Here is a 22,311-nt window from a genome sequence, read left to right as displayed (position 1 = left end):
CACTGATTATGCTGATTATAATATTCGCATTGCAACAAAGCACAGCAGAGTTGTCCGTATGAAACCTGTTTTCTAAAACGTTTTCAGGAGTATTTTGATGACCATTTTCACCAAAAAACTAACGGCCACGATCCCCGCCATGCTGCTATGTGCGTCATTAAGTGGAGTAACGACGATGAGTTATGCTGACACATCCAACCCTAACAGCCCCGTTTCGCTTATCAATACGTGGGATAAAACCTTTGCCGAAAGTACCAAGGTCGATCACCGTAAGGTGACCTTTCAGAACCGCTACGGGATCACTTTAGTTGGGGACCTTTACGTGCCGAAAGAGCGCGGCGAGCGTAAGCTGGCAGCTATTGCCATAAGCGGACCTTTCGGTGCGGTCAAAGAGCAATCCAGTGGCCTGTACGCTCAGACGTTGGCTGAAAAGGGATTTATTACTCTGGCTTTCGACCCTTCATATACGGGCGAAAGCGGCGGCCAACCGCGTAACGTCGCGTCGCCGGATATCAACACCGAGGATTTTAGCGCGGCGGTTGATTTCCTGGGGCTGCAAAAAGAGGTGGATCGCAACCGTATCGGCCTGCTAGGGATTTGCGGCTGGGGCGGCATGGCCTTAAATGATGCCGCGATGGATACCCGCGTTAAGGCCGTGGCGACCAGCGTTATGTATGACATGAGCCGCGCGATGGGGCATGGCGTGGGGGAGGGTAAAGACCGCTACACGACCGCCGATCGTCGTACCGTATTGCAGTATCTGAATGCCCAGCGCTGGAAAGACGCCGAAAACGGCACTGTCGCTCCCGGCGGACATGATATTTATGTCGACGAGAAGGGCCAGGCAACCACTTCTGAGCGTATTTTGCCGGAAACCTTGCCTGCTAATCCGAACCCGGTTTTAAAAGAATTCTTTGATTATTACCGCATGCCGCGTGGTTTCCATGAGCGTTCGGTCAATTCAACCGGCGCATGGAATGCGACAATGCCTCTGTCGTTTATGAATATGCCACTGCTGAGTTACGCCAATGAAGTGACTATCCCGACACTCATCGTGACCGGCGAAAAAGCCCATTCACGCTATTTTGCGGAAGATGCCTTTAAGGCTATCGGCAGCAAAGAGAAAGAACTGGTGATTATTCCGAATGCAAACCATGTAGATTTATACGACAACGCTGCGGGTAAGATCCTATTTGCTAAATTTGAACAGTTCTTTAAGACCAACTTAAGATAATCCACTGAGCACACGTTGCCGGGCCATCCGCTATAGGCGGATGGTTTTTAACTGACTGATACTCAAAATAATATGTCATCTTTCACTCTCGTTTGATGGCGTTATTCCTTGAATAACGGCATACCTACTGTGCCTGAAATTACCCGGAACGTGATTAAGAGAAGTTAATAATGTCTGTATTAAATCCTGCATCGTCATATTCAAAACCACATGCTTACTGGGGCGGTATCTTTGCTATGACGCTCTGCGTTTTTGTGCTCATTGCATCTGAATTTATGCCAGTCAGCCTGCTTACGCCCATAGCCCGCGATCTGAATGTTACGGAGGGGGTGGTGGGGCAAGGTATTGCCATCTCTGGCGCACTGGCGGTGCTTACCAGCCTGACGATTTCTCGCATCGCCAGAGATCTGAATCGTAAATATCTTCTGCTGGGGCTGACAGTGTTGATGGCTATATCAGGAATTACTATTGCACTGGCGCCCGGTTATCCGATTTATATGCTGGGGAGGGGGATGATTGGTATCGTCATTGGCGGATTCTGGTCAATGTCGGCGGCAACTGCGATTCGGTTAGTGCCGTACCACCAGGTTCCCCGCGCCCTGGCGATATTTAACGGCGGAAACGCGCTGGCTACCGTTGTGGCGGCACCGCTTGGTAGCTACCTGGGGGCAAACATCGGCTGGCGAGGCGCCTTTTTGTGCCTTGTCCCCCTTGCGATAGCCGCGTTCATCTGGCAATGCGTCAGTCTGCCATCAATGGAAAGCGCGAAAGAACAAAAACCGCAGAGGTCTGTGCTGCGCCTGTTCCGCGTTTCTGTTATACCCGTGGGTCTGCTAGCCTGTGGGCTGTTCTTTACTGGGCAGTTTGCCCTGTTTACCTACGTGCGGCCTTTTCTGGAAACCGTGACCGGAGTTAATACTTCCGGTCTCTCCCTGATTTTGCTGTCCATTGGCGTGGCTGGTTTTATCGGCACCATGCTCGTGTCAACCTTCCTCAATGCCAGGTTTTACCCGACATTAATCACCATTCCGTTACTTATGGCTATCATTGTCGGCTTATTGCTTCTGACCGGACAACGCCCGTGGACAGTTGCCTTATTGCTAAGCCTGTGGGGGATGTTTGCAACGGCAGCGCCAACGGGATGGTGGACATGGATAGCGCGAACGCTGCCCGAAGATGCTGAAGCGGGTGGTGGTCTCATGGTTGCTGTCATCCAGCTCTCAATTGCGCTTGGCTCAACGGTCGGAGGGCTTGTGTTCGACAGTATGGGATGGAAAAGTACTTTTTTCCTGAGCGCAGTGTTACTTCTTGGGGCGGGAGTGATGACAGTTCTCACATCCCGCCAAAACACAGATACAAAGAATCACCTTAACCAAACTGACCCCTAACCCGGCGTTGATGTCCCTTTCAGGAGCGTGATGAACGCCTCCAGCTGGCGCGTCATGGCGCCGCGCCGCCATATCAGCCAGGTGGTAAGCCACCGCCACTCTTCTGGCAACGGCCATGCCTCCACCTGGTGATGACCGGGCATACTTTCCAGCATACTGCGGGGGATCAGCGCAATCCCTGCACCGGCGATCACGCAGGCCAGCATGCCGTGATATGACTCCATTTCATGGATTGTGCCCGGCATGGCCTGGTCGTCGTGAAACCAGCTTTCGAAATGCCGACGGTACGAGCAGTTGGCGCGGAAGGCGAACAGGTTGCTTCCATTGACATCGCTGGCGCGCGATACCGGCGGATGACCGTGTGGCGCGACCACCATCATTTCTTCCTTATACACAGGAATGCCTTCCAGCCCCGGGTGGGGAACGGGACCGTCAATAAACGCGGCGTTAAGGTGACCTTCCAGTACGCCGTCAAGCATTTTTCCGGAAGGGCCGGTCGCCAGCGAGAACTGAATTTTAGGGTAACGCTGGTTAAATTCCGCCAGCGTCGCCGGAATGCGTACCGCGGCGGTGCTTTCCAGCGAACCGAGGGTAAAAAGGCCCTGCGGTTCATCGCCTGCCACTACCATTCGCGCCTCGTCGACCAGCGCCAGGATCTGCTGACTGTAGCGCAAAAAGTTATGCCCGGCGGGAGAAAGGCGCAGGCGCTGGTTTTCGCGAATAAACAGATCGACGCCAAGATCGGCTTCAAGCTGGCGTATCCGGGTGGTCAGGTTCGACGGCACGCGATGCACCCTGGCTGCAGCCTGCGTGATACTGCCCGTTTCGGCCACTGCGTTAAACATTTCCAGTTGCGTCAGGTCCATAGTTTTCTCATTTTGTGAATACCCTGCTCAATATTATTCATTTTAAGGAAAGAGTAAACGCGTCCATGATGATGATAAAACCAACAATGGAGAAACCCTGTGACGATTTCATCTGCAACACATGCCATTTCTGTTAATCCCGATACTGGCGAACAGCTGTCCGCGTTACCGTGGGCCAGCCAGCACGATATCGAGCGGGCTTTATCGCTTGCTGAGCAGGGCTTCGCGACATGGAAGCGCACCAGTGTGGCGTTTCGCGCGCAAAAGCTGCGTGATCTCGGTCAGGCGCTGCGTGTCCATGGTGAAGAAATGGCACAGTGCATTACCCGTGAAATGGGCAAACCTGTTAAACAGGCGCGCGCCGAAGTCGCTAAGTCCGCGGCGCTTTGCGACTGGTATGCAGAGCACGGTCCGGCGATGTTGGCGACCGAGCCGACGCTGGTGGAAAATCAGCAGGCGGTGATTGAGTACCGACCGCTCGGCACCATTCTGGCGGTGATGCCCTGGAACTTTCCGCTCTGGCAGGTGCTGCGCGGGGCGGTGCCGATTTTGCTGGCGGGGAATGGCTACCTGTTAAAACCCGCGCCATGCGTGACGGGCTGCGCGCAAATCATCGCGCAAGTGTTTGCGGAAGCGGAGATCCCGACGGGCGTTTATGGCTGGTTGAACGCCGATAACGCTGGCGTCAGCGCTGTCATCCAGGACCGACGAATTGCCGCTGTGACCGTCACGGGAAGCGTTCGCGCCGGCGCGGCAATCGGCGCTCAGGCCGGGGCGGCGCTGAAAAAATGTGTGCTTGAACTGGGCGGTTCCGATCCGTTTATTGTCCTTAACGACGCCGATCTGGATTTGGCGGTGAAAGCGGCGGTGGCCGGACGTTACCAGAATACCGGGCAGGTTTGCGCGGCAGCGAAACGTTTTATTATCGAAGAAGGGATTGCCGATACGTTTACCGAACGTTTTGTGGCCGCTGCCGCGGCGCTGAAAATGGGGAATCCGCTTGACGAGCACAACGATCTTGGCCCGATGGCGCGTTTCGATCTGCGTGACGAGTTGCATGAGCAAGTACAGGCCACGCTTGCGCAGGGGGCGCAACTGCTGCTGGGTGGTGAGAAAATGGCCGGAAAGGGGAATTATTACCCGGTGACGGTGCTGGCTAACGTCACGCCTGAAATGACCGCGTTCCGTGAGGAATTGTTCGGGCCGGTTGCCGCCATTACCGTAGCGAAAAATGCTGAACACGCGCTGGAACTGGCCAATGATAGCGATTTTGGCCTGTCTGCGACCCTTTTTACGGCGGATGAGGGTCGCGCCAGGGAAATGGCCGCTCGCCTTGAATGCGGCGGCGTCTTTATTAATGGCTTCAGCGCCAGCGATGCCCGCGTGGCGTTTGGAGGCGTGAAAAAGAGCGGTTTTGGTCGCGAGCTTTCTCACTTTGGCCTGCATGAGTTTTGCAACGTCCAGACGGTGTGGAAGAACCGCATTTAATCCCGCTGCGTTAGCTAACCTGTCTCAGCCGGGTAGCACTGTCTACCCGGCGTCTGCATAATCCAATTCGACCTGTCATATTTCTGCCATAGTTTTGTCATTTACGCTTCGTAGACTCGCGTATAACGTGTTGATACTGAAGAATATTATGAACTTAACTCAAATTTTACGCCGTGTTGTCCGCCGTCAGTTTGGCCTGCTTACCGGCATTTTTTGCATTATTGCGCTATTCAGCGTGCTGCAGGTGACCTCCACGCTGATGCTGTCATTTTCCGTCAGTCAGGCGCGGGAGAACGAACAGCACAATCAACTGGCGCTACGCCAGCAGGCAACGCTGGAGGCGTCGCGTATCGCGTTGCTGACGGCAAGCGACCTGCTTAACCGCGCGGGAGTGTACTTTATGCAGGATGCCGCGACAGGCTCAGAAGGAAGCTGGCAAGCGCTTATTGATGAGGCAAGGCTGGCGCTTCAGCAGTCCGGCGCGGCGTGGGACGCCTGGCGAAAGATGGATCCGCGTGCGGATACCGATCTGGTGGAAAGCTATCAGCGCTTCAGCGGCGGGATAGCGGAGCAGGTGGAGGGATTAAGCGAAACACAATCGATCGATGCCTTCTTTGCGGTGCCGGTACAGGCATTCCAGGCCGATTTCAATGAAAACTATAGTCGGGTGCAAAAGGTTAACGCACAAGCGAGAGAGCAAGGACGCCAGCAGTTGCTTGATCGCTTGCTTAACCTTCAGCGCCTGTTCTGGGCGCTGCCTGTCATGCTGCTGGTGATTGCGGTGGCCGTGTGGTGGGGAATGTCACGTTGGGTTATAACGCCGCTGCGTCAGCTTATCGGGCATATTAATATTCTGGCGGCAGGCGATCTTTCTCTGACAGTACCCGCGGTGCCGCAGTTTAATCGTGAAGTGTCACAGCTTTCGAAACGTATTGGCGCAATGCAGCAGGGACTTCGGGAGCTTGTTCAACAGGTGAGCGATGCGACGGCGGCAATGGCGGATAACATCGATCGACTGGCGCAGAACAATCAGCGGCTGTACCAGCAGTCCGCCCGGCAAAGCGAAGAACTGAACAACGTCACGGCGCAGGTGTCTGTACTGGAAAATCACGTTGAAGATAACAGCGGGATCGCGCAGCGGGCAAATCAGCGCGCGGAAGACGCGCGGACGATTGCTGCCGGCGGCGACAGAATGATGGATACGGTCAACCGTTCGATGCAGGCGATTGTCGATCGCTCTTCAGAAATGCGCGGGATTGTCGCGCTTATCGATAACGTTGCGTTCCAGACCAATATTCTGGCGCTGAATGCGGCAATTGAGGCGGCACATGCCGGGGAGCAGGGGCGAGGCTTTGCGGTCGTCGCCAGGGAAGTGGGGGTGCTGGCGCGTAAGAGCAGTCAGTCAACGCAGGATATCCAGGCGCTGATCCATCATTCGCTGGAGGGGATTGAAGAGGGTTCCGATGCGGTAAACCATCTGGAAAAAAACCTTCAGCAGGTGATGGCTCTGGTGGATAACCTGGGCGCGTCGTTAAAGGATATTTCTACAGCCACGCTGCATCAGGGTAGCCGCATTCATGAGATGACGCGTCAGTTGCAGGCGCTTAACCGGGCGGCGAGCGATACGCGGGAGCTGGTGGATACCGCGTCGGCATCCTCACAGCAATTGCATGCGGAGTCACATCAGTTGATCAACGCCGTGGCGCGATTTCGTCTTCCGGCCTGACGTGACACATTTCGCTCTGCTATACTCCCAGGCCTTTTCTGACTGGCAGGCAAGGAGCAGACGGTGGCAATCGCCCTGGACAATTCAATTTTAGAGACCATTCTGGCTGAGGTTCGTCCACTGATCGGCCAGGGAAAAGTGGCTGACTACATCCCTGCGCTCGCCTCCGTTGACGGCGCCCGGCTGGGCATTGCGATTTGTACCGTTGACGGTCAGCGCTGGCAGGCGGGGGACGCGACTGAACGCTTTTCTATTCAATCTATCTCTAAGGTGCTCAGTCTGGTGGTCGCGATGCGCCACTATGCGGAAGATGAGATCTGGCAGCGCGTCGGAAAAGATCCTTCCGGTTCGCCGTTTAACTCGCTGGTGCAACTGGAGATGGAGCAGGGGATCCCGCGCAATCCGTTTATCAACGCGGGCGCGCTGGTGGTCTGCGATATGTTACAGGGGCGGCTGAGCGCGCCGCGTCAGCGCATGCTGGAAATTGTCCGTGCGCTGAGCGGCGTTTCGGACGTCGGTTACGATACGGTGGTCGCTCGTTCCGAATTCGAGCATTCCGCCCGTAACGCCGCTATCGCCTGGCTGATGAAGTCCTTCGGCAACTTCCATCATGACGTCACGACGGTGCTGCAAAATTACTTCCATTACTGCGCGCTAAAGATGAATTGCGTTGAGCTCGCGCGGACCTTTGTCTTTCTTGCTAATCAGGGAAAGGCGTTTCACCTTGATGAACCGGTGGTGACGCCTTTACAGGCCAGGCAGATCAATGCGCTGATGGCGACCAGTGGAATGTATCAGAACGCCGGCGAATTTGCCTGGCGCGTCGGCCTACCGGCGAAGTCGGGCGTCGGCGGCGGGATCGTGGCGATCGTTCCCCACGAAATGGCAATAGCCGTCTGGAGTCCTGAGCTGGACCCGACCGGTAATTCGCTGGCGGGCATCGCCGCGCTGGAGCAACTGACAAAGCGGTTAGGTCGTTCGGTGTACTGATGAATACATTTGATTCCCTGTTTGCACGACTTTCCCGTTCAACGTTTCGCTCCCGTTTTCGTCTCGGGCCGAAAGAGCGGCAGTACTGCTGGGATAAAGGCGCAGAGGTTATTGACCAGCACGCCGCAGACTTTGTGGCAAAACGACTTGCGCCCGCCATTCCGCTGAACGACGGCAAACAAACCCCGATGCGCGGGCATCCCGTTTTTATTGCCCAGCATGCCACGGCGACCTGCTGTCGCGGCTGTCTTGCTAAATGGCATGCGATCCCGCAAGGCGACGCGCTGACTGAAGAGCAACAACGTTATATTGTTGCGGTTATTCATCACTGGCTGGTTATTCAAATGAATAAAACCTGATAATTAACGGCGTAGTGTAAAACCGTGAAATTGCCAGGGTTTATTTTATTCCAGCCGGGAAAATAACAGGTTAACGCTGCCGGTAATGACTATCTTTGAGAATAATTCATGCTATTCTCAAAATATTACCATTACGCCGCAGAGATAATTGCCCCCGGCAGTGATATGGACAGAGAGTTAATGCAATCACTTCCCATTCCTTCTTTCCGCCTGTTTCAGGAAGATCGTCCACTGCGTAATGCGGTCGCGGTATTTGCGTTCACCACACTGTTCTATTTTATCGGCGCAGAGCTGCGCCTGATTCATGAACTGTCGCTGTTCTGGCCGCTAAATGGCGTACTGGCCGGGATTTTTGCACGCTTCGTCTGGTTAAACCGACCGCATTACTACGCGGTAAGTTATGTTGCGATGCTTGGCTATGATGCGCTCACCACGCAATGGGGTTGGGTGTCGTTGGTGATTAATCTCTCCAATATGGTGTTTATTGTTATTGTCGCCCAACTGGTCATTCGTGATAAACGACTGGGGAAAAATAAATATCAGCCGATTAGCGCTTTACGCTTATTTAATTACTGTCTGATCGCCGCATTGATCTGTGCCCTGGTCGGCGCGACAGGATCGGTAGGCATTGATCGTCTTTCTTTCTGGCCGTTGTTTGCTGACTGGTTTAGCGAGCAATTTTCAACGGGCGTGTTAATTATCCCCTGTATGTTGACTCTCGGCATGCCGGGCGTCGTTACACGCTTCAAGCCGGAACAGATGATGCCGGTTATCGCGCTGATCGTCTCGGTGTTGGCCTCGGTGATCATTGGCGGAGCAGGGAGCCTTGCGTTTCCCCTTCCTGCGCTTATCTGGTGCGCCGTACGCTATACGCCTCAGGTGACCTGTCTGTTAACTTTTATTACCGGTGCGGTGGAAATCGTGCTGGTGGCAAATTCAATTATCGATATCGCCGTTGCGTCGCCATTCTCGATCCCGCAAATGTTTTCCGCGAGGCTGGGGATTGCCACCATGGCCATTTGCCCCATTATGGTTTCAGTTAGCGTAGCGGCAATTAATTCCCTGATGAAGCAGGTTTCTTTACGCGCCGATTTTGATTTTCTGACTCAGGTTTACTCGCGCTCGGGCCTTTACGAGGCGCTGAAGCGGCAGGATGCGCCAGAAACGCAGCATTTTACCGTTATGCTTCTGGACATCGATTTCTTCAAGAGCATCAATGACAGCCACGGCCATGAATGTGGCGATCGGGTGCTGCGGGTGTTTGCTCAGCAACTGCAAAAAATTGTTGGCGGCAAAGGACTCATTGCCCGCATGGGCGGCGAAGAATTTGCTGTGGTCATGCCGACACTGCATCCTGAAGAAGGAATGCGTATCGCTGAAACTCTCCGTAAAGCCGTGGCGCTACAACCTTTCAACTGGCAACAGCAAAGCGTCTATCTGACGGTCAGTATTGGTCTGGGGAACGGCAGGGTGGCAGGACGCACGCTGACGGAGCTTTTCAACACGCTGATGGTGGAAGCGGATGAGTGTCTGTACCGCTCGAAGAGAGAGGGGCGTAATCGTACCAGCGCTCGCCAGGCTGACCTGGCGATACTGTCGGAAAGCGATCTGGCGTAAGACGTCATAACAAACTGCTATGACCGGCATGTTGTGTTATCACAATGTTAAGTGCATGGTATCAAGGTCTACTCAAGGAGCCCTTATAATGCCATTACCCCCCTGTATGTTATTGAGCGCTGAGACGCTTCTCGCGCGACAGGATGAACTCAGTGATCTTCTGACTGACTGCGTCAATCGCGGCGCGTCGGTCAGTTTTCTTTCCCCCTTCGATCGGCAAAAAGCGAATGTTTTCTGGAACGATGTCGCCCAAAGCGTGGGCAGAGGCGAGCGACAGGTTCTCGTTATTGAAAATCAGCAGGGCGTGATTGTCGGCACCGTGCAGCTTATTACCCGGCAACCCGAAAACCAGCCTCATCGGGCGGATGTCGCTAAACTGCTCGTTCACTCTTCGGCGCGGCAGCAGGGACTGGCCCGCCATCTGATGCAGGCGCTTGAAACGTGCGCACGGGAACAGCGTAAAACACAACTGGTGCTGGACACCGCCACCGGTAGCGACGCCGAGTTGTTCTACCACTCGTGCGGGTGGCAAAAAGCGGGTGTGATACCTGATTATGCGCTAATGCCTGATGGAACGCTGACCGGCACCACAGTTTTCTACAAAGCGCTTTGATTTATCGCTATCACTTGATCAAAACGGGGTTTTACTGGCGTAAAGTTTTGCTAACCTGTTCTACCAATTTAATCAGGTTGTATGACTAATCGAAAGGGAACCCATTGTGAAAACTCTAAACCGTAGCGATTTTCCCGGTGCCCACTATCCTGAACGCATCATTCAGTTTGGTGAAGGTAACTTTCTGCGCGCCTTTGTTGACTGGCAGATCGATCTGCTCAATGAACATACCGATCTGAACGCCGGTGTGGTGATTGTCCGTCCCATCGACAGCGCTTTCCCGCCATCGCTCAGCACGCAGGATGGGCTTTATACAACAATCATTCGCGGCTTGAATGAGCAGGGCGAGGCCGTCAGCGATGCGCGTTTGATTCGTTCAGTGAACCGTGAGATCAGTGTTTATGGTGAGTACGATGCGTTCCTGAAGCTGGCGCACAACCCGGACATGCGTTTTGTCTTCTCTAACACCACCGAAGCGGGCATCAGCTACCATGCGGGCGATAAGTTCGATGATGCCCCGGCGGTGAGCTATCCGGCGAAGCTGACGCGCCTGTTGTTTGAGCGCTTTAGTCATTTCAACGGCGCGCAGGATAAAGGCTGGATTATTATTCCTTGTGAGCTGATCGACTATAACGGCGACGCTCTGCGTGAACTGGTGCTGCGCTATGCGCAGGAATGGTCACTGCCGGCGGCCTTTGTTACCTGGCTGGATGAGGCTAATGTGTTTTGCTCGACGCTGGTGGACCGTATTGTGACGGGTTACCCACGAGATGAAGTGGCACAACTGGAAGCAGAACTGGGTTATCACGATGGCTTCCTGGATACCGCCGAGCATTTCTACCTGTTTGTTATCCAGGGACCGAAGACCCTGGCTTCCGAGCTACGCCTCGACAAATACCCGCTGAATGTTTTGATCGTCGATGATATCAAGCCTTATAAAGAGCGTAAGGTAGCCATTCTGAACGGCGCGCACACCGCGCTGGTTCCGGTCGCGTTCCAGGCGGGTCTGGATACGGTCGGCGAGGCGATGAATGATAGCGACATCTGCGCTTTTGTGGAAAAGGCTGTCTATCAGGAAATCATTCCTGTGCTTGATTTGCCGCGTGATGAACTGGAATCGTTCGCCAGCGCGGTCACCGGACGTTTCCGTAACCCGTACATTAAGCATCAGTTACTGTCGATCGCTCTGAACGGCATGACGAAATTCCGCACCCGTATTCTTCCGCAACTGCTGGCAGGGCTGAGGGCCAACGGTAAATTACCGGCGCGTTTGACGTTTGCTTTAGCCGCGCTGATTGCCTTCTACCGCGGGGAACGTAGCGGTGAAGCGTATCCGGTGCAGGATGACGCGCGCTGGATCACCCGTTTCAAGCAGCTCTGGAGCCAGCATGGCGATCGCCAAGTGAGTACGCAGCAACTGGTTAGCGCCGTTCTGGCCGCAGAGGAACACTGGGAGCAGGACCTGACCAATGTCCCTGGACTGGTGGAGCAGGTGACCAGCGATCTCGACAACATCCTGAGCAAAGGCATGCGCGAAGCGGTAAAACTGCTATGCTAAAATAAGTGTGCGATAAGATTGACCCGGCGAAGGCCGGGTTTATTGTTTATGCTCATTAGTTACAACATACAATCTATTTTTATACCTGTCGCTCTGTGACTCCTGAGCCGTTAACAGTCTGACAGATATATCAGGGCCCGTTTCAAGAAAGTTGTAAGTTTGATCCAGATCACGTTTAATAACGGGATTCGCTTCTTTTCTGAAAACCGTCATGATTGTTCGTCCTCAACAGCATTGGCTACGCCTGATATTCGTCTGGCATGGCTCCGTTTTAGCTAAAATCTTTTCCCGTTTACTGCTGAATTTCCTGCTTTCCATCGCTGTTATCATCATGCTTCCGTGGTACACCATGCTCGGTATCAAGTTCACGCTTGCGCCGTTCAGCATCCTTGGTGTGGCCATCGCGATATTTTTAGGGTTTCGCAACAACGCCTGCTACGCACGTTACGTCGAAGCGAGACAACTGTGGGGGCAGTTAATGATTGCCTCACGGTCGCTGTTGCGGGAAGTCAAAACCACGCTCCCGGACGACACGCAGTCTGGAGAATTTGTTCGCCTGCAAATTGCCTTTGCCCATTGTTTGCGCATGACGCTGCGGCGAAAACCGCAGGCCGAACCTCTGGCGAAATACCTCAATGCGGAAGATCTGAAACAGGTCTTCGCCGCGCACTCTCCGGCAAACCGCATTCTGCTGCTGATGGGGGAGTGGCTGGCTGTTCGTCGGCGCGACGGACGTTTGTCTGATATATTATTTCACAGTTTAAACAATCGGTTAAACGATATGTCAGCGGTGCTGGCAGGATGCGAGAGAATCGCCAATACGCCGGTGCCATTTGCGTATACGTTGATCCTGCATCGCACGGTGTACCTGTTTTGCATCATGCTACCGTTTGCGCTGGTTGTTGACCTGCATTACATGACGCCGTTTATCTCGGTACTGATCTCCTATACCTTTATCTCCCTGGATGCGCTGGCGGAAGAACTGGAAGATCCGTTCGGTACGGAAAACAACGACTTGCCGCTTGATGCTATCTGTAATGCCATCGAGATCGATCTGCTTCAAATGAACAATGAAACAGCCATTCCGGCGAAGCACGTTCCGGACAAGCACTATCAACTGACATAACCTTCCTGGCTGTATCGTTGTTAAACGCGGCGCGCGCTCGATCGTTATGTCAGGCGACGGGCGACCATGAACAATCGTGGGAATGCCAGCAGTATCTGCCCATCTTCCTGAAGCGGGTACTGCTCCTGTAACAGCGCGTGATAGCGGGCAAGATAGCGTTTTTGCGCTGGCTCATTAAGATCCTGTAACCAGGGCCGCAGCCCGGTCGCACTGACCCAGTCGATTATCGCCTGATGGGATGGCATTTGGTGGTAGTAGGTTGTGCGCCAGATATCCACCTCGCAACCGGCTTCGCTTAGGATATCGTAATAAGCGTGAACGCCAGGAAGCGGCTCGCGTCCGCGGTTGGGATAATTTTGCTCATAAGCCACTTCGCGCATCAGAACATGCGATGGCTCCAACGTATTATCGGGCATTTGCACGGCCAGGACGCCATGTGAATTAAGCAAAGAAACGAGGCGGGGGAACAGCGTGTAGTGATCGTCGATCCACTGAAGCGAAGCGTTGGCATACAGCACATCAGGCGCTGTGGCAGCATGAAAGTCGCGAATATCGGCTTCGATAAAATGACAATCCGGCAACGCTTTTCGCGCTTCGTTCAGCATCGATGGTGAGCTATCCACGCCAACGATCACGGCATCTGGCCAGCGATGGCGGAGTAGAGCGGTGCTATTGCCCGGTCCACATCCCAAATCGACAACTGACTGGACGTGCTCATGCGTTACTCTCGTCAACAGCTCTGCCGCAGGCCGCGAACGTTCGGCGCCATATTGCATATAGAGCGAAGGACTCCAGTCGGACATTGGCAATCTCCTGTAGATGAGTGAATGATTTTTGTTCCTACACTTAAACCCTGGACCTTTATCTGAAATTGTCAGCCCTTCATTCTGTAATTTTATACGCTTGTTAAAAATAATCGGCGTTAAGATGACAGAAAGAGATGATCTGAAAAATTTTCAGACGCTATCCCTGGCGCGTGCCTCATTAATAAGCTGGCTGAGCTTTTCCCGCTGGCACCCATTTTCATCGAAACTGGTGGGTGCGAGCCACTTTTCATAGGCAACGCGCAGCGCAGGGTATTCGCTGTCAATGACTGAGTACCAGGCAGTATCACGGTTACGTCCGTGGTAAACCAACGCCTGCCGGAAAATACCTTCAAACCGGAAGCCAAAACGCTCCGCAGCCGCCCGGGACGGGGCATTCAGCGAGTCACATTTCCACTCAAAACGACGGTAGCCGAGGTCCTTAAACACGTGGCGCAAAAAAAGCGCCATCACCTCGGTAGAAATGCGCGTGCGCTGCATGTGTCGTGAATACGTCACGCTGCCTATCTCAATTACACCGTTGCAAGCGTCAATCCGCATAAGGGCAACCGTACCCACCGCCTTGCCACTGGTGGAATCAATCACGGCGTAATGCATCGGATCCGTCTTTTTTTCAATATTCAGCAAATAATCGCGATAAGAATCAAACGTTTCAAAAGGCCCTGAAGGAAGATAGGTCCAGTCACGCCAGTCAGGCGCTTCGCGATAGGCCGCATAAAGCTCTGCCGCATGGCGGGCGGTGTTGATACGCTCAAGTCGGCAGTAGCGTCCTTCAAGGCGTCTTTCGTCAGGGAAAATGGCACCTTTCCAACCCGTAAGCTCCACGCCTACCGGTTGATTAAAAGTATTTAGTCTCTGTGTCATGACTATTGTCTGCTCCTCAACCAATAAATATTACCGTCGCGGGATCATGACGTTCTTGTGGTACTCTTGAAAGGTCCACAAGATCTATTTTTTACAGGTCCACGATACATGCTTGATATTACCGAGCCCCTGAAGCCAGATGCCATTAGCCCGGACGGCAGGCCGGTATCCCTGCAGAAGCAACTGACCGAACGTATACAGCAGGCGATACTGAGCGGTTACTTGCCTGCAGACACCAGGCTGATGTCCTCCCGCGCGCTGGCGAAAGAGCTCGGCATATCGCGAAATACCGTGGTGAATGTCTATGAGCACCTTGCGGCTGAAGGGTATATTCTGGCTGACAGGCAAGGCACGCGCGTGGCGCCTGTATCCGGCCTGGCCAGTAAGGCCACTGCACCAATGCAATCCAGACCCGATACCGTTCAGCTTGCTACCCGTCTGACTCCCTTTATCACTAATCCATTGCAACCGGAGTCTGATGCGTTGCTATCTCCCGGTATGCCCGCGATAAAAGAATTTCCGATTACTGTCTGGCGTCGCGCCATCGAGCGGGCAAACCGGCAGTTTATGCCTCGCATGCTGGGTTATGGCGCTCCAACTGGCGAGTACGCCTTGCGTGACGCTATAGCGACGCATCTTCATGTTGCGCGAGGAGTCCGCTGCGATCCGCACCGGATCGTCATTACAGAAGGTGCCAGGCAGGCGCTGGAACTCTGCGTGACCCTGCTCACAGATCCGGGAGACACGGTCTGGATGGAGGAACCTGGCTACCGGGGCGCTAAAGCGGCATTTTCTGCAGGTAATCTGCACATGGAGATGATGAAGGTGGATGGGGAAGGGGTATGTATACCGGAGGATGCCTGGCAGAACCGTGCGCCAAAACTTATCTACCTTACACCTGCTCATCAGTATCCCACCGGCGCCGTCTTATCTGTTTCACGAAGGCTGTCGCTGATTACACAAGCAGCCAGGAAGAACGCCTGGCTAATTGAAGATGACTATGACGGAGACTTCAGGCACTCCGGTGGCCCAATTGCCAGCATGCAGGGCCTTACGGAAGACGCACCCGTGTTTTATATCGGCTCGTTCAGTAAGACAATGTTTCCGTCGCTGAAGCTCGGTTATGTGGTATTTCCGGCGAATGTGATGAAGCAGGCCAGCACGGTGCTGAATGAAATTATGCGCAGTGGTCAGCAGCTTCAGCAACTTGCCCTGGCAAACTTTATGAAAAGTGGTGAGTTTGGTCGTCACCTGGGCCGTATGCGCCGACTTTACCGTGAGCGTCAGCGGATCTTGCGGCAGGCCCTGACAGAACATTTTTCACCGGAACAAGTGCTTGGCGGGAAATCAGGTATGCATCTGACGCTTTTGCTTGCACCTGGCACCGACGATAAGAAAATTGTCTCACTCGCACGTCAGCATGGCATAGGCGTTCAGGCCTTTTCTTCATACAGCGTCAGCAACGATGCCGCCGCAGGGTTGGTTATCGGCTATGGAAATACGCCAGCGGAGGTTATCCCAGAGGCTGTTAGTGTGCTGGCAGCCCTAAGCAGACAGGAACGTCGCTTCTGAACGTCCTGAAGCGAAAAGTATCTACGAGAAATTTCTTTCATGATGAATATCCCGGCGTCATGTATAGCCACAGAAACTCCTCATCAGGAAAAGTGAGTTATCGACCTGGTAGGATAAATGACCCACATATAGACGCTAGTATTGAGCTAACAAAACATTGGTACGCATAATGTATATTATGTTAAATCAATCGGAACCTGTTAAAAGACGTGTTAACGCGCCTGGATTGGTGCATGTTAAAAAAACTCTACACATGTATTACTACATTGCTTTGTGATGTATAGCACTGCGCAAGTGGTAATGACATTGCAACCCGTTTGATCCCTTCCCTGTCGTGACGCTGCGCGAATTCTGCAGATTTGCCCCCGTTATCCTGCACAGGATTTCACGCAGCACACCGCGCAGGCGTAAAAAACCGGCCATTGTGACCGGTTCGTTGCGTCGCGTTTCGACTCAGTGGATTTTCCCCTGGGCCGCTGCTTTCTCTGACTGACGTTCGGCTGCTCTGACAACGGCCATAAACGCTTTAACACCCGGATCCACATCAGGCGACAACATGCGCATAATTGATTTGGAATTTCTGCCGACCTCGTCAGAAATCGCAGGATAACCGCACGTGACCTTAATCAGCGTGCGCAGCATACCTTTGGCGACTTCGATTTCACCGGACAGTATTAATTCGTGTATCTCCTGGATAATCTGAACACGCGACCCGATGTCCTCTTTAAGCAGGTTTTCCCACATTTTTTCGATGTCATGCGCGGCCATGTTTTTTACTCCTCAGATAGTCAGCGCGGTATTTTTCGGCGGCGTCCAGATCGTTATTTTGCCGATCCTTGAAACCGGCACACAGTAAAATGACAATTTCGTCGCCGTCCTGCATCAGATACACACGCAAACCGGCGCCCCAGTTTATCCTGTATTCACCGATACCCGGTCGGCCAGATAACCATTTCACTGACGATGTGTTCCCGCTCCGTAATCGCTCAACCGCCGTAAAAACTTTTGGAATTGCGGCGCGGTTTTTAGCCAGCCATTTTTCAAGCGGGCTGACGTCGTTCTCGTCCGTGTAATACTTGATATCCATTGATACCCCTCCGTATTTGATTGATGGTAACGAATTCGTTACCACATGGCAAGTGGGGTAAAAAAAGCCCATGCGCTAACAGGGGCAGAAAAGCAATGGCAATGATAATGGCTATACAACAAATACCGTTAAAGAACTTTTAAGATCCCGTCAAAGCCTTGTTCCCGCCTCACCTATCAAATCATTCGCGCCGTTATCTTGACTTACCCTCGAATCAGACCACAATAATTTCACTTTCGCGCTAACCGGCAACGGACGTATATGGATATCAGTTCTCCTCGTTTTCTTCCTTTATTTCGTATCAGGACTTACACGGCTGCAATCGCGTCGGCGCTTCTGCTGGCTAGCTGCTCTTCTACACCGCCCGCCTCGCTGGTAACGCCGCCATCAGCAACGCCTGCTTCGCCCGTGAAACAGCAAAAGTTGAACGAACCCGTTCGCGGCGTTTGGCTGGCGACGGTTTCCCGTCTCGACTGGCCTCCCGTCGCGTCAGTCACTGTCAGCGACGCGCGTTCGCGTATCGCCATGCAGCAAAAAGCGCTAACCGATAAGCTCGATAATTTACAGCGGCTCGGCATCAATACCGTATTTTTTCAGGTAAAACCTGACGGTACCGCGCTTTGGCCCTCAGCGATATTGCCCTGGTCAGACATGCTTACCGGAAAAATTGGCCAGGACCCCGGTTACGATCCGCTGCAGTTTATGCTTGACGAAGCGCATAAGCGTGGGATGCGGGTTCACGCATGGTTCAATCCGTATCGCGTCTCGGTTAATACCCGACCTTCTACGGTTGCCGAACTGAACCGCACCGTGTCACTGCAGCCCGCCAGCGTTTTTGTCCTTCACCGTGACTGGATCCGTACAGCTGGCGACCGCTATGTTCTTGACCCAGGGATCCCGGAGGTTCGCGACTGGATAACCAGTATTGTGGCGGAGGTCGTGAAAAAATACCCGGTTGATGGCGTTCAGTTCGACGACTATTTCTATGCTGAATCACCGGGATCTGCGCTTAATGACAGCGTGACCTTCAGGCGCTACGGTGAAGGGTTTCATACCAAGGCTGACTGGCGACGGCACAATACGCAGCAGTTAATTGAACAGGTGTCGCGCACCCTCCGACACATTAACCCGGACGTAGAATTTGGAGTGAGTCCGGCAGGGGTCTGGCGTAACCGCTCACACGATCCCGCCGGTTCAGACACCCGGGGCGCCGCGGCGTATGATGAGTCTTACGCGGACACGCGCCGTTGGGTGCAGCAAGGTTTGCTGGACTACATCGCGCCGCAGCTGTACTGGCCCTTCTCTCGCGACGCCGCGCGCTATGATGTGCTCGCTAAATGGTGGGCGGATGTAGTGAAGCCTACGAAAACCCAACTTTATATTGGCGTGGCGTTGTATAAGGTGGGCGAACCCTCGCGTAACGAGCCGGACTGGACGGTAAACGGCGGCGTGCCGGAACTGAAAAAACAGCTCGACCTGAACGACTCGGTTCCGCAAATCAACGGCACAATACTGTTCAGGGAAAACAACCTTAATCAGCCGCAAACGCAGCAGGCCGTTCATTATTTACGACAGCGTTGGGCAAACCTGAGTGGTCACCCGTCAAATAAAGAAAAGATGTAGCGATTCAGGACGGCGATGAATGCAGGGCAATGCTATACCCCTGCTCTCGCCAGCTCGCCAGTTGTTCTTGCTGGCGCGTGGTGGGCGCTTTCCCAATCCAGACGAAAATATCCTGACCGGGGAACATTTCCGGGCGCGGCGATTCCAGCGGCTCCGGCAGCACGTGAATATTCCAGCCCTGCTGCGACAAACGCCAGCCTTCCAGCCAAAGACGTGTCCGGTCTTCACACTCCCATGACAGCAGATAAGCCTCTTTATCAGCCTGAGCGCGTAAGGCATTCAGGCGCGTGATCGCATAGTCGATCAGCACCCCATCCAGCAGACTGCCCATGACGCGTGCGGTAGCCTGCTCAAGATTAAGTCGTTGACGCATCGGAACAAAAATATGATCGATCACATCATCAACCGGATAGCTGGCGCCCAGTTCATCAATGCGTACGCGCAGTTTGTCGGGACTGACACGACGCAGCGTGACCATCATCTCTTCCTGAAGCGATAACCAGCCGTCGTGTTGCGCAGTCTGGCTGCCTTCAATCAGCGCTTTAACCTTACTCACCGGCACGCCGCTTTTGATCCAGCGTTTAATCTCTTCGATACGTCTGATGTCATCTTCGTCGAATTGACGGTGACCGCCTTCGCTGCGCTGAGGTTTTAATAATCCATAGCGTCTTTGCCAGGCACGCAACGTAACCGGGTTGATTCCGCATCGTTCGGCCACATCACCAATACTGTAAAAAGCCATAGCATCCCTCTTACTGCAAAGCTGTACTTCCATGTATAAGTTAACCAAACCCCCTGCGCTGTACAAATCAAATTTTCCTGTACAAGCAGGGATTTGTGAATTTATTCCCAATTCTCAGTAAGATGGAGCAACAATTTTTTAACCTGGCATTAAAGATCGGCAGCCCTTTCCGGCCATGCAATCGGCGAGACACCTCCTAAAGATGGACGGGCGAACAGATAGCCCTGGAACTGACTGATACCGGCTGACTCCAGCCACATCCACTCTTCCGCCTTTTCAACGCCAACCGCAGAAATCGCTATTTCCAGCGACGAGCAGCATTTGACGATCGCTTGTACAATGGCCTGCCGGGGCCCACTTTTGTGGACATCCATAATGAGTTCCCGGTTAATTTTTATGCGATCCGGCTGGAACTGCGACAGCAATAACAAGCCCGCAGACCCGGCGCCAAAGTGGTCAATCGCCACGCTAATTCCGGCGCTTTTGAGTAGTCTGACAGAGGCGGTAAATTGCTCAAGCCCCGAGATCACTTCGCGTTCTGTGAATTCAACCGTCACTTGTTCCGGCACCAGGCCGGAACGCTCAATGGCGTCCAGCAACGTTTGTACCGCGTGGGGAATGTAGACCAGCGTCATAGGCAACACATTCACCGACAGTGAATATCGCTGCAAATTCAGCCTGCCCGCCAGCGCAAAGGCCTGCGTTTTACTGTGCAGATCCGCTTCGTAAAGTGCCGTCCCGGTAAGCCCGGCGAAATAACGTTCTGGCCCCTGTCCGTCTGGCGTTCGCAGCAAGGCTTCCAGCGCGACAATCTCCCGGGCGAAAGGATCGATTAATGGTTGAAAGGCAAAGCAACATTCTGCGTGGGTATCTTCTTGCACACTCTTTTCCCTGCTTACACCTTCGGCAATAAATTCCCAGGTATTTGCCGGTGGAATGGCAAAATAATTTTCCTTTTCGGTCGCTTCTATAAAAGTGCGAAAGAATTTCAGCGGTCGGTCGTTAAACGCCAATTGATACCGGGTGGTACCTTTATCGAGTACGTGTTGCAAAACGTCATTTCTGGCAAATTCGCGCAGGTCGAAAAGCTCCATTCCCACTTTACCAAAGCGGCGTGACGGCCCGTAGTCACGCAATAACTCTACCAGATTATGATGCCTCTCATCGTTGATGATGTGTTGATAGATCTGCTGAACGCCCTCCTCTGGCCCTTCAAGCAGTTGAAAAAAATGTTTTCCGTTAAACAACAGGATCCCGGTGACGTTGGCCTGTTCGTTTTTTACCTTTGCTGCTGCCACCATTTTTTCAAGAGAGATCAGAGAAAAAGTGTCGCAAATATGACTACGGTAGATAACCGTTGTGAGCATGATGAGTCCAGATATATAGGAGGGAACATAAATACCCTACCAGAACCGTGCCTTCCCGTCTCCAGAAAACTCACTTTACGCTAACAATATGTTCACAAAGGAAAATGTTACATTTCTATTGTCTAAATATTGGCATAATTTACCCAATTCCCGCCTAAAAATGTTGTACAGCTATTGATGACACAAATTGTAAATTATTGATTTTAATTTATTGATTTTAAACGGTTAGCACAAAAAGCTAAAAATTAGCATGCTATTTTGTACGCATCCTATGTACACATTTTCTATATTTGTATAACTTAAATTACAACTTTGTAGATTATTGAAACAAATGGGAGTCACACATGCATCACAACATCAACATGTCCGATTCAGCGAATGCGATTGCCCAGTACTTCAATAAAGCTAGCCTGCCGACTCAGCAGGAAACCCTGGGTCAACTTGTGGTGGAAATCCTCACCGACGGCAAGAGCCTGAACAGGAAGTCGCTTTGTACTAAATTGCTGAGCCGCCTTGAAAAAGCGAATAGCGAAGCGGAGGAACACCACTATCACACGCTGATTGGTCTGCTGTTTGATCGTTAGTGGAGGTTCACGCCAACGCCAGTGTCAGCGTTGGCAACCAGAGATGCGGTTATGAACAGAAGTGAAGAATATGAACGACTGACGGATGAAATTATCGGTGAAGCGGTATTAACGCTGCTGAAAAGCCATGGTCCCATTAGCACCCAGGCACTGATCGTGACGCTGGGAAATATGAAGGCCAACGCGGGAGACAGTAAACGACAAGAGGCCATACAAAGCGTCATGACCGAAGTCACCGCCATGGCGGCCAGAAAGCGTCAACGCGCGCGCCGACCAGATTCACATGCAGTACGACGGGGCAACGTGCTTGAGCTGTTTGGCAGTCGCCAGTCAGACAGCACAAAAAAAATGCACTAACCAACGCCATTTTACAACTTAACGGTGAAAGCACATGAGACAAGCGATGCTTAAGCAGACCGATTTTTACGCAGTTCTTCCAGATACAGCAATGTCCGAATTTTTCCGCAACGCAGGCGACCGTCTTGCCGAGGAGTCAGCGGTACTGGCGACCGCTATCAGCAGCATTATGGCTTCTGATGGGCATATCACCAATAAAGCGATTATTTTATGGCTGGTCCAGGCGCTGGAAACTACGGACAGCGTGGTACAGGCTGATGTGTTACGGAAAACACTGGAAATTGTCGTTGGCTACACCATGGATGATATTTAAGGTTTACCCTCTG

The 22,311-nt window shown here is 52.9% G+C and carries 22 protein-coding genes; 15 read left to right on the top strand and 7 right to left on the bottom strand.

The window, feature by feature from the left end; genetic code table 11:
• The first annotated feature begins 97 nt into the window (after positions 1 to 97).
• Entirely contained in the window at positions 98 to 1,234 is a 1,137-nt protein-coding gene (locus HVX72_RS10855) for an alpha/beta hydrolase (protein WP_181823191.1), read from the top strand.
• 170 nt (positions 1,235 to 1,404) lie between these two features.
• Entirely contained in the window at positions 1,405 to 2,622 is a 1,218-nt protein-coding gene (locus tag HVX72_RS10850; protein WP_181823190.1) for an MFS transporter, read from the top strand.
• Here the strand turns inward: HVX72_RS10850 and HVX72_RS10845 are convergent.
• Positions 2,619 to 3,488, bottom strand: a complete 870-nt coding sequence (locus HVX72_RS10845; protein WP_042282955.1) for a LysR family transcriptional regulator — start codon at positions 3,486 to 3,488, stop codon at positions 2,619 to 2,621. The two genes, HVX72_RS10850 and HVX72_RS10845, sit on opposite strands and share 4 nt — an antisense overlap.
• Before the next feature lie 99 nt (positions 3,489 to 3,587).
• On the opposite strand from HVX72_RS10845, the gene sad reads away from it, so the two are divergent.
• From sad to HVX72_RS10805, 8 genes are all read left to right on the top strand, one after another.
• Positions 3,588 to 4,976: a succinate-semialdehyde dehydrogenase gene (sad, locus tag HVX72_RS10840; protein ID WP_181823189.1), complete on the top strand. Its 1,389-nt coding sequence runs from the start codon at positions 3,588 to 3,590 to the stop codon at positions 4,974 to 4,976.
• A 148-nt stretch (positions 4,977 to 5,124) separates the two neighbouring features.
• Positions 5,125 to 6,702, top strand: coding sequence for a methyl-accepting chemotaxis protein (locus HVX72_RS10835; RefSeq protein WP_181823188.1), 1,578 nt, complete (start codon positions 5,125 to 5,127; stop codon positions 6,700 to 6,702).
• Positions 6,703 to 6,765: 63 nt separating this feature from the next.
• Entirely contained in the window at positions 6,766 to 7,692 is a 927-nt protein-coding gene (gene glsB / locus HVX72_RS10830) for a glutaminase B (protein ID WP_042282961.1), read from the top strand.
• On the top strand, positions 7,692 to 8,051 hold the full coding sequence (locus tag HVX72_RS10825; protein ID WP_042282964.1) for a DUF4186 domain-containing protein: 360 nt from the start codon (positions 7,692 to 7,694) through the stop codon (positions 8,049 to 8,051). Before glsB ends, HVX72_RS10825 begins: the two co-directional genes overlap by 1 nt.
• 180 nt (positions 8,052 to 8,231) lie before the next feature.
• Positions 8,232 to 9,668: a GGDEF domain-containing protein gene (locus HVX72_RS10820; RefSeq protein ID WP_181823262.1), complete on the top strand. Its 1,437-nt coding sequence runs from the start codon at positions 8,232 to 8,234 to the stop codon at positions 9,666 to 9,668.
• A gap of 88 nt (positions 9,669 to 9,756) precedes the next feature.
• Positions 9,757 to 10,281, top strand: coding sequence for a GNAT family N-acetyltransferase (locus HVX72_RS10815; RefSeq protein ID WP_181823187.1), 525 nt, complete (start codon positions 9,757 to 9,759; stop codon positions 10,279 to 10,281).
• A 106-nt stretch (positions 10,282 to 10,387) separates the two neighbouring features.
• A complete protein-coding gene (locus tag HVX72_RS10810) occupies positions 10,388 to 11,839 on the top strand; it encodes a tagaturonate reductase (RefSeq protein WP_181823186.1) in 1,452 nt (483 codons plus the stop codon).
• 211 nt (positions 11,840 to 12,050) lie between these two features.
• Positions 12,051 to 12,965, top strand: coding sequence for a bestrophin family protein (locus HVX72_RS10805; protein WP_181823185.1), 915 nt, complete (start codon positions 12,051 to 12,053; stop codon positions 12,963 to 12,965).
• A 44-nt stretch (positions 12,966 to 13,009) separates the two neighbouring features.
• Here HVX72_RS10805 and tam read toward each other — a convergent pair whose 3' ends face one another.
• Together tam and HVX72_RS10795 are read right to left on the bottom strand one after the other, a co-directional pair.
• Complete coding sequence (gene tam / locus HVX72_RS10800) at positions 13,010 to 13,768, bottom strand: trans-aconitate 2-methyltransferase (protein ID WP_181823184.1); 759 nt, start codon at positions 13,766 to 13,768, stop codon at positions 13,010 to 13,012.
• A 153-nt stretch (positions 13,769 to 13,921) separates the two neighbouring features.
• On the bottom strand, positions 13,922 to 14,653 hold the full coding sequence (locus HVX72_RS10795; RefSeq protein WP_181823183.1) for a GNAT family protein: 732 nt from the start codon (positions 14,651 to 14,653) through the stop codon (positions 13,922 to 13,924).
• A 108-nt stretch (positions 14,654 to 14,761) separates the two neighbouring features.
• Here HVX72_RS10795 and HVX72_RS10790 point away from each other — a divergent pair, with 108 nt between their 5' ends.
• A complete protein-coding gene (locus HVX72_RS10790; protein ID WP_181823182.1) occupies positions 14,762 to 16,225 on the top strand; it encodes a PLP-dependent aminotransferase family protein in 1,464 nt (487 codons plus the stop codon).
• Between the two features lie 453 nt (positions 16,226 to 16,678).
• Here HVX72_RS10790 and HVX72_RS10785 read toward each other — a convergent pair whose 3' ends face one another.
• Both HVX72_RS10785 and HVX72_RS10780 read right to left on the bottom strand, forming a co-directional pair.
• Complete coding sequence (locus HVX72_RS10785) at positions 16,679 to 16,993, bottom strand: hypothetical protein (protein WP_042282983.1); 315 nt, start codon at positions 16,991 to 16,993, stop codon at positions 16,679 to 16,681.
• A complete protein-coding gene (locus tag HVX72_RS10780; protein WP_058331501.1) occupies positions 16,980 to 17,312 on the bottom strand; it encodes a type II toxin-antitoxin system RelE/ParE family toxin in 333 nt (110 codons plus the stop codon). Before HVX72_RS10780 ends, HVX72_RS10785 begins: the two co-directional genes overlap by 14 nt.
• Before the next feature lie 261 nt (positions 17,313 to 17,573).
• Between HVX72_RS10780 and HVX72_RS10775 the strand changes: the two genes are divergently transcribed.
• Positions 17,574 to 18,935 carry a glycoside hydrolase family 10 protein gene (locus tag HVX72_RS10775; RefSeq protein ID WP_181823181.1) on the top strand — a complete coding sequence of 454 codons (1,362 nt, stop codon included), beginning with the start codon at positions 17,574 to 17,576 and terminating at the stop codon, positions 18,933 to 18,935.
• Positions 18,936 to 18,939: 4 nt separating this feature from the next.
• On the opposite strand, the gene HVX72_RS10770 is transcribed toward HVX72_RS10775, so the two are convergent.
• Both HVX72_RS10770 and HVX72_RS10765 read right to left on the bottom strand, forming a co-directional pair.
• Positions 18,940 to 19,677, bottom strand: coding sequence for a MerR family transcriptional regulator (locus HVX72_RS10770; protein WP_042282988.1), 738 nt, complete (start codon positions 19,675 to 19,677; stop codon positions 18,940 to 18,942).
• A 149-nt stretch (positions 19,678 to 19,826) separates the two neighbouring features.
• Complete coding sequence (locus tag HVX72_RS10765) at positions 19,827 to 21,044, bottom strand: diguanylate phosphodiesterase (protein WP_181823180.1); 1,218 nt, start codon at positions 21,042 to 21,044, stop codon at positions 19,827 to 19,829.
• Positions 21,045 to 21,388: 344 nt separating this feature from the next.
• Here HVX72_RS10765 and ycgZ point away from each other — a divergent pair, with 344 nt between their 5' ends.
• From ycgZ to HVX72_RS10750, 3 genes are read left to right on the top strand one after another with little or no spacing between them, the layout of a single operon-like run.
• The gene (gene ycgZ / locus HVX72_RS10760) at positions 21,389 to 21,628 is read left to right on the top strand and encodes a regulatory protein YcgZ (RefSeq protein WP_042282993.1); all 240 of its coding nucleotides are present in this window, start codon (positions 21,389 to 21,391) and stop codon (positions 21,626 to 21,628) included.
• Positions 21,629 to 21,679: 51 nt separating this feature from the next.
• A complete protein-coding gene (locus HVX72_RS10755; protein WP_060569768.1) occupies positions 21,680 to 21,985 on the top strand; it encodes a hypothetical protein in 306 nt (101 codons plus the stop codon).
• 46 nt (positions 21,986 to 22,031) lie between these two features.
• A complete protein-coding gene (locus HVX72_RS10750) occupies positions 22,032 to 22,298 on the top strand; it encodes a biofilm development regulator YmgB/AriR family protein (RefSeq protein ID WP_060569769.1) in 267 nt (88 codons plus the stop codon).
• Positions 22,299 to 22,311: the final 13 nt, after the last annotated feature.

The organism is Citrobacter sp. RHB21-C05 (genome assembly GCF_013889015.1).
GTDB classification, from domain to species: domain Bacteria; phylum Pseudomonadota; class Gammaproteobacteria; order Enterobacterales; family Enterobacteriaceae; genus Citrobacter_A; species Citrobacter_A sedlakii.
This window is presented reverse-complemented; position numbering and strand designations above follow the sequence as displayed.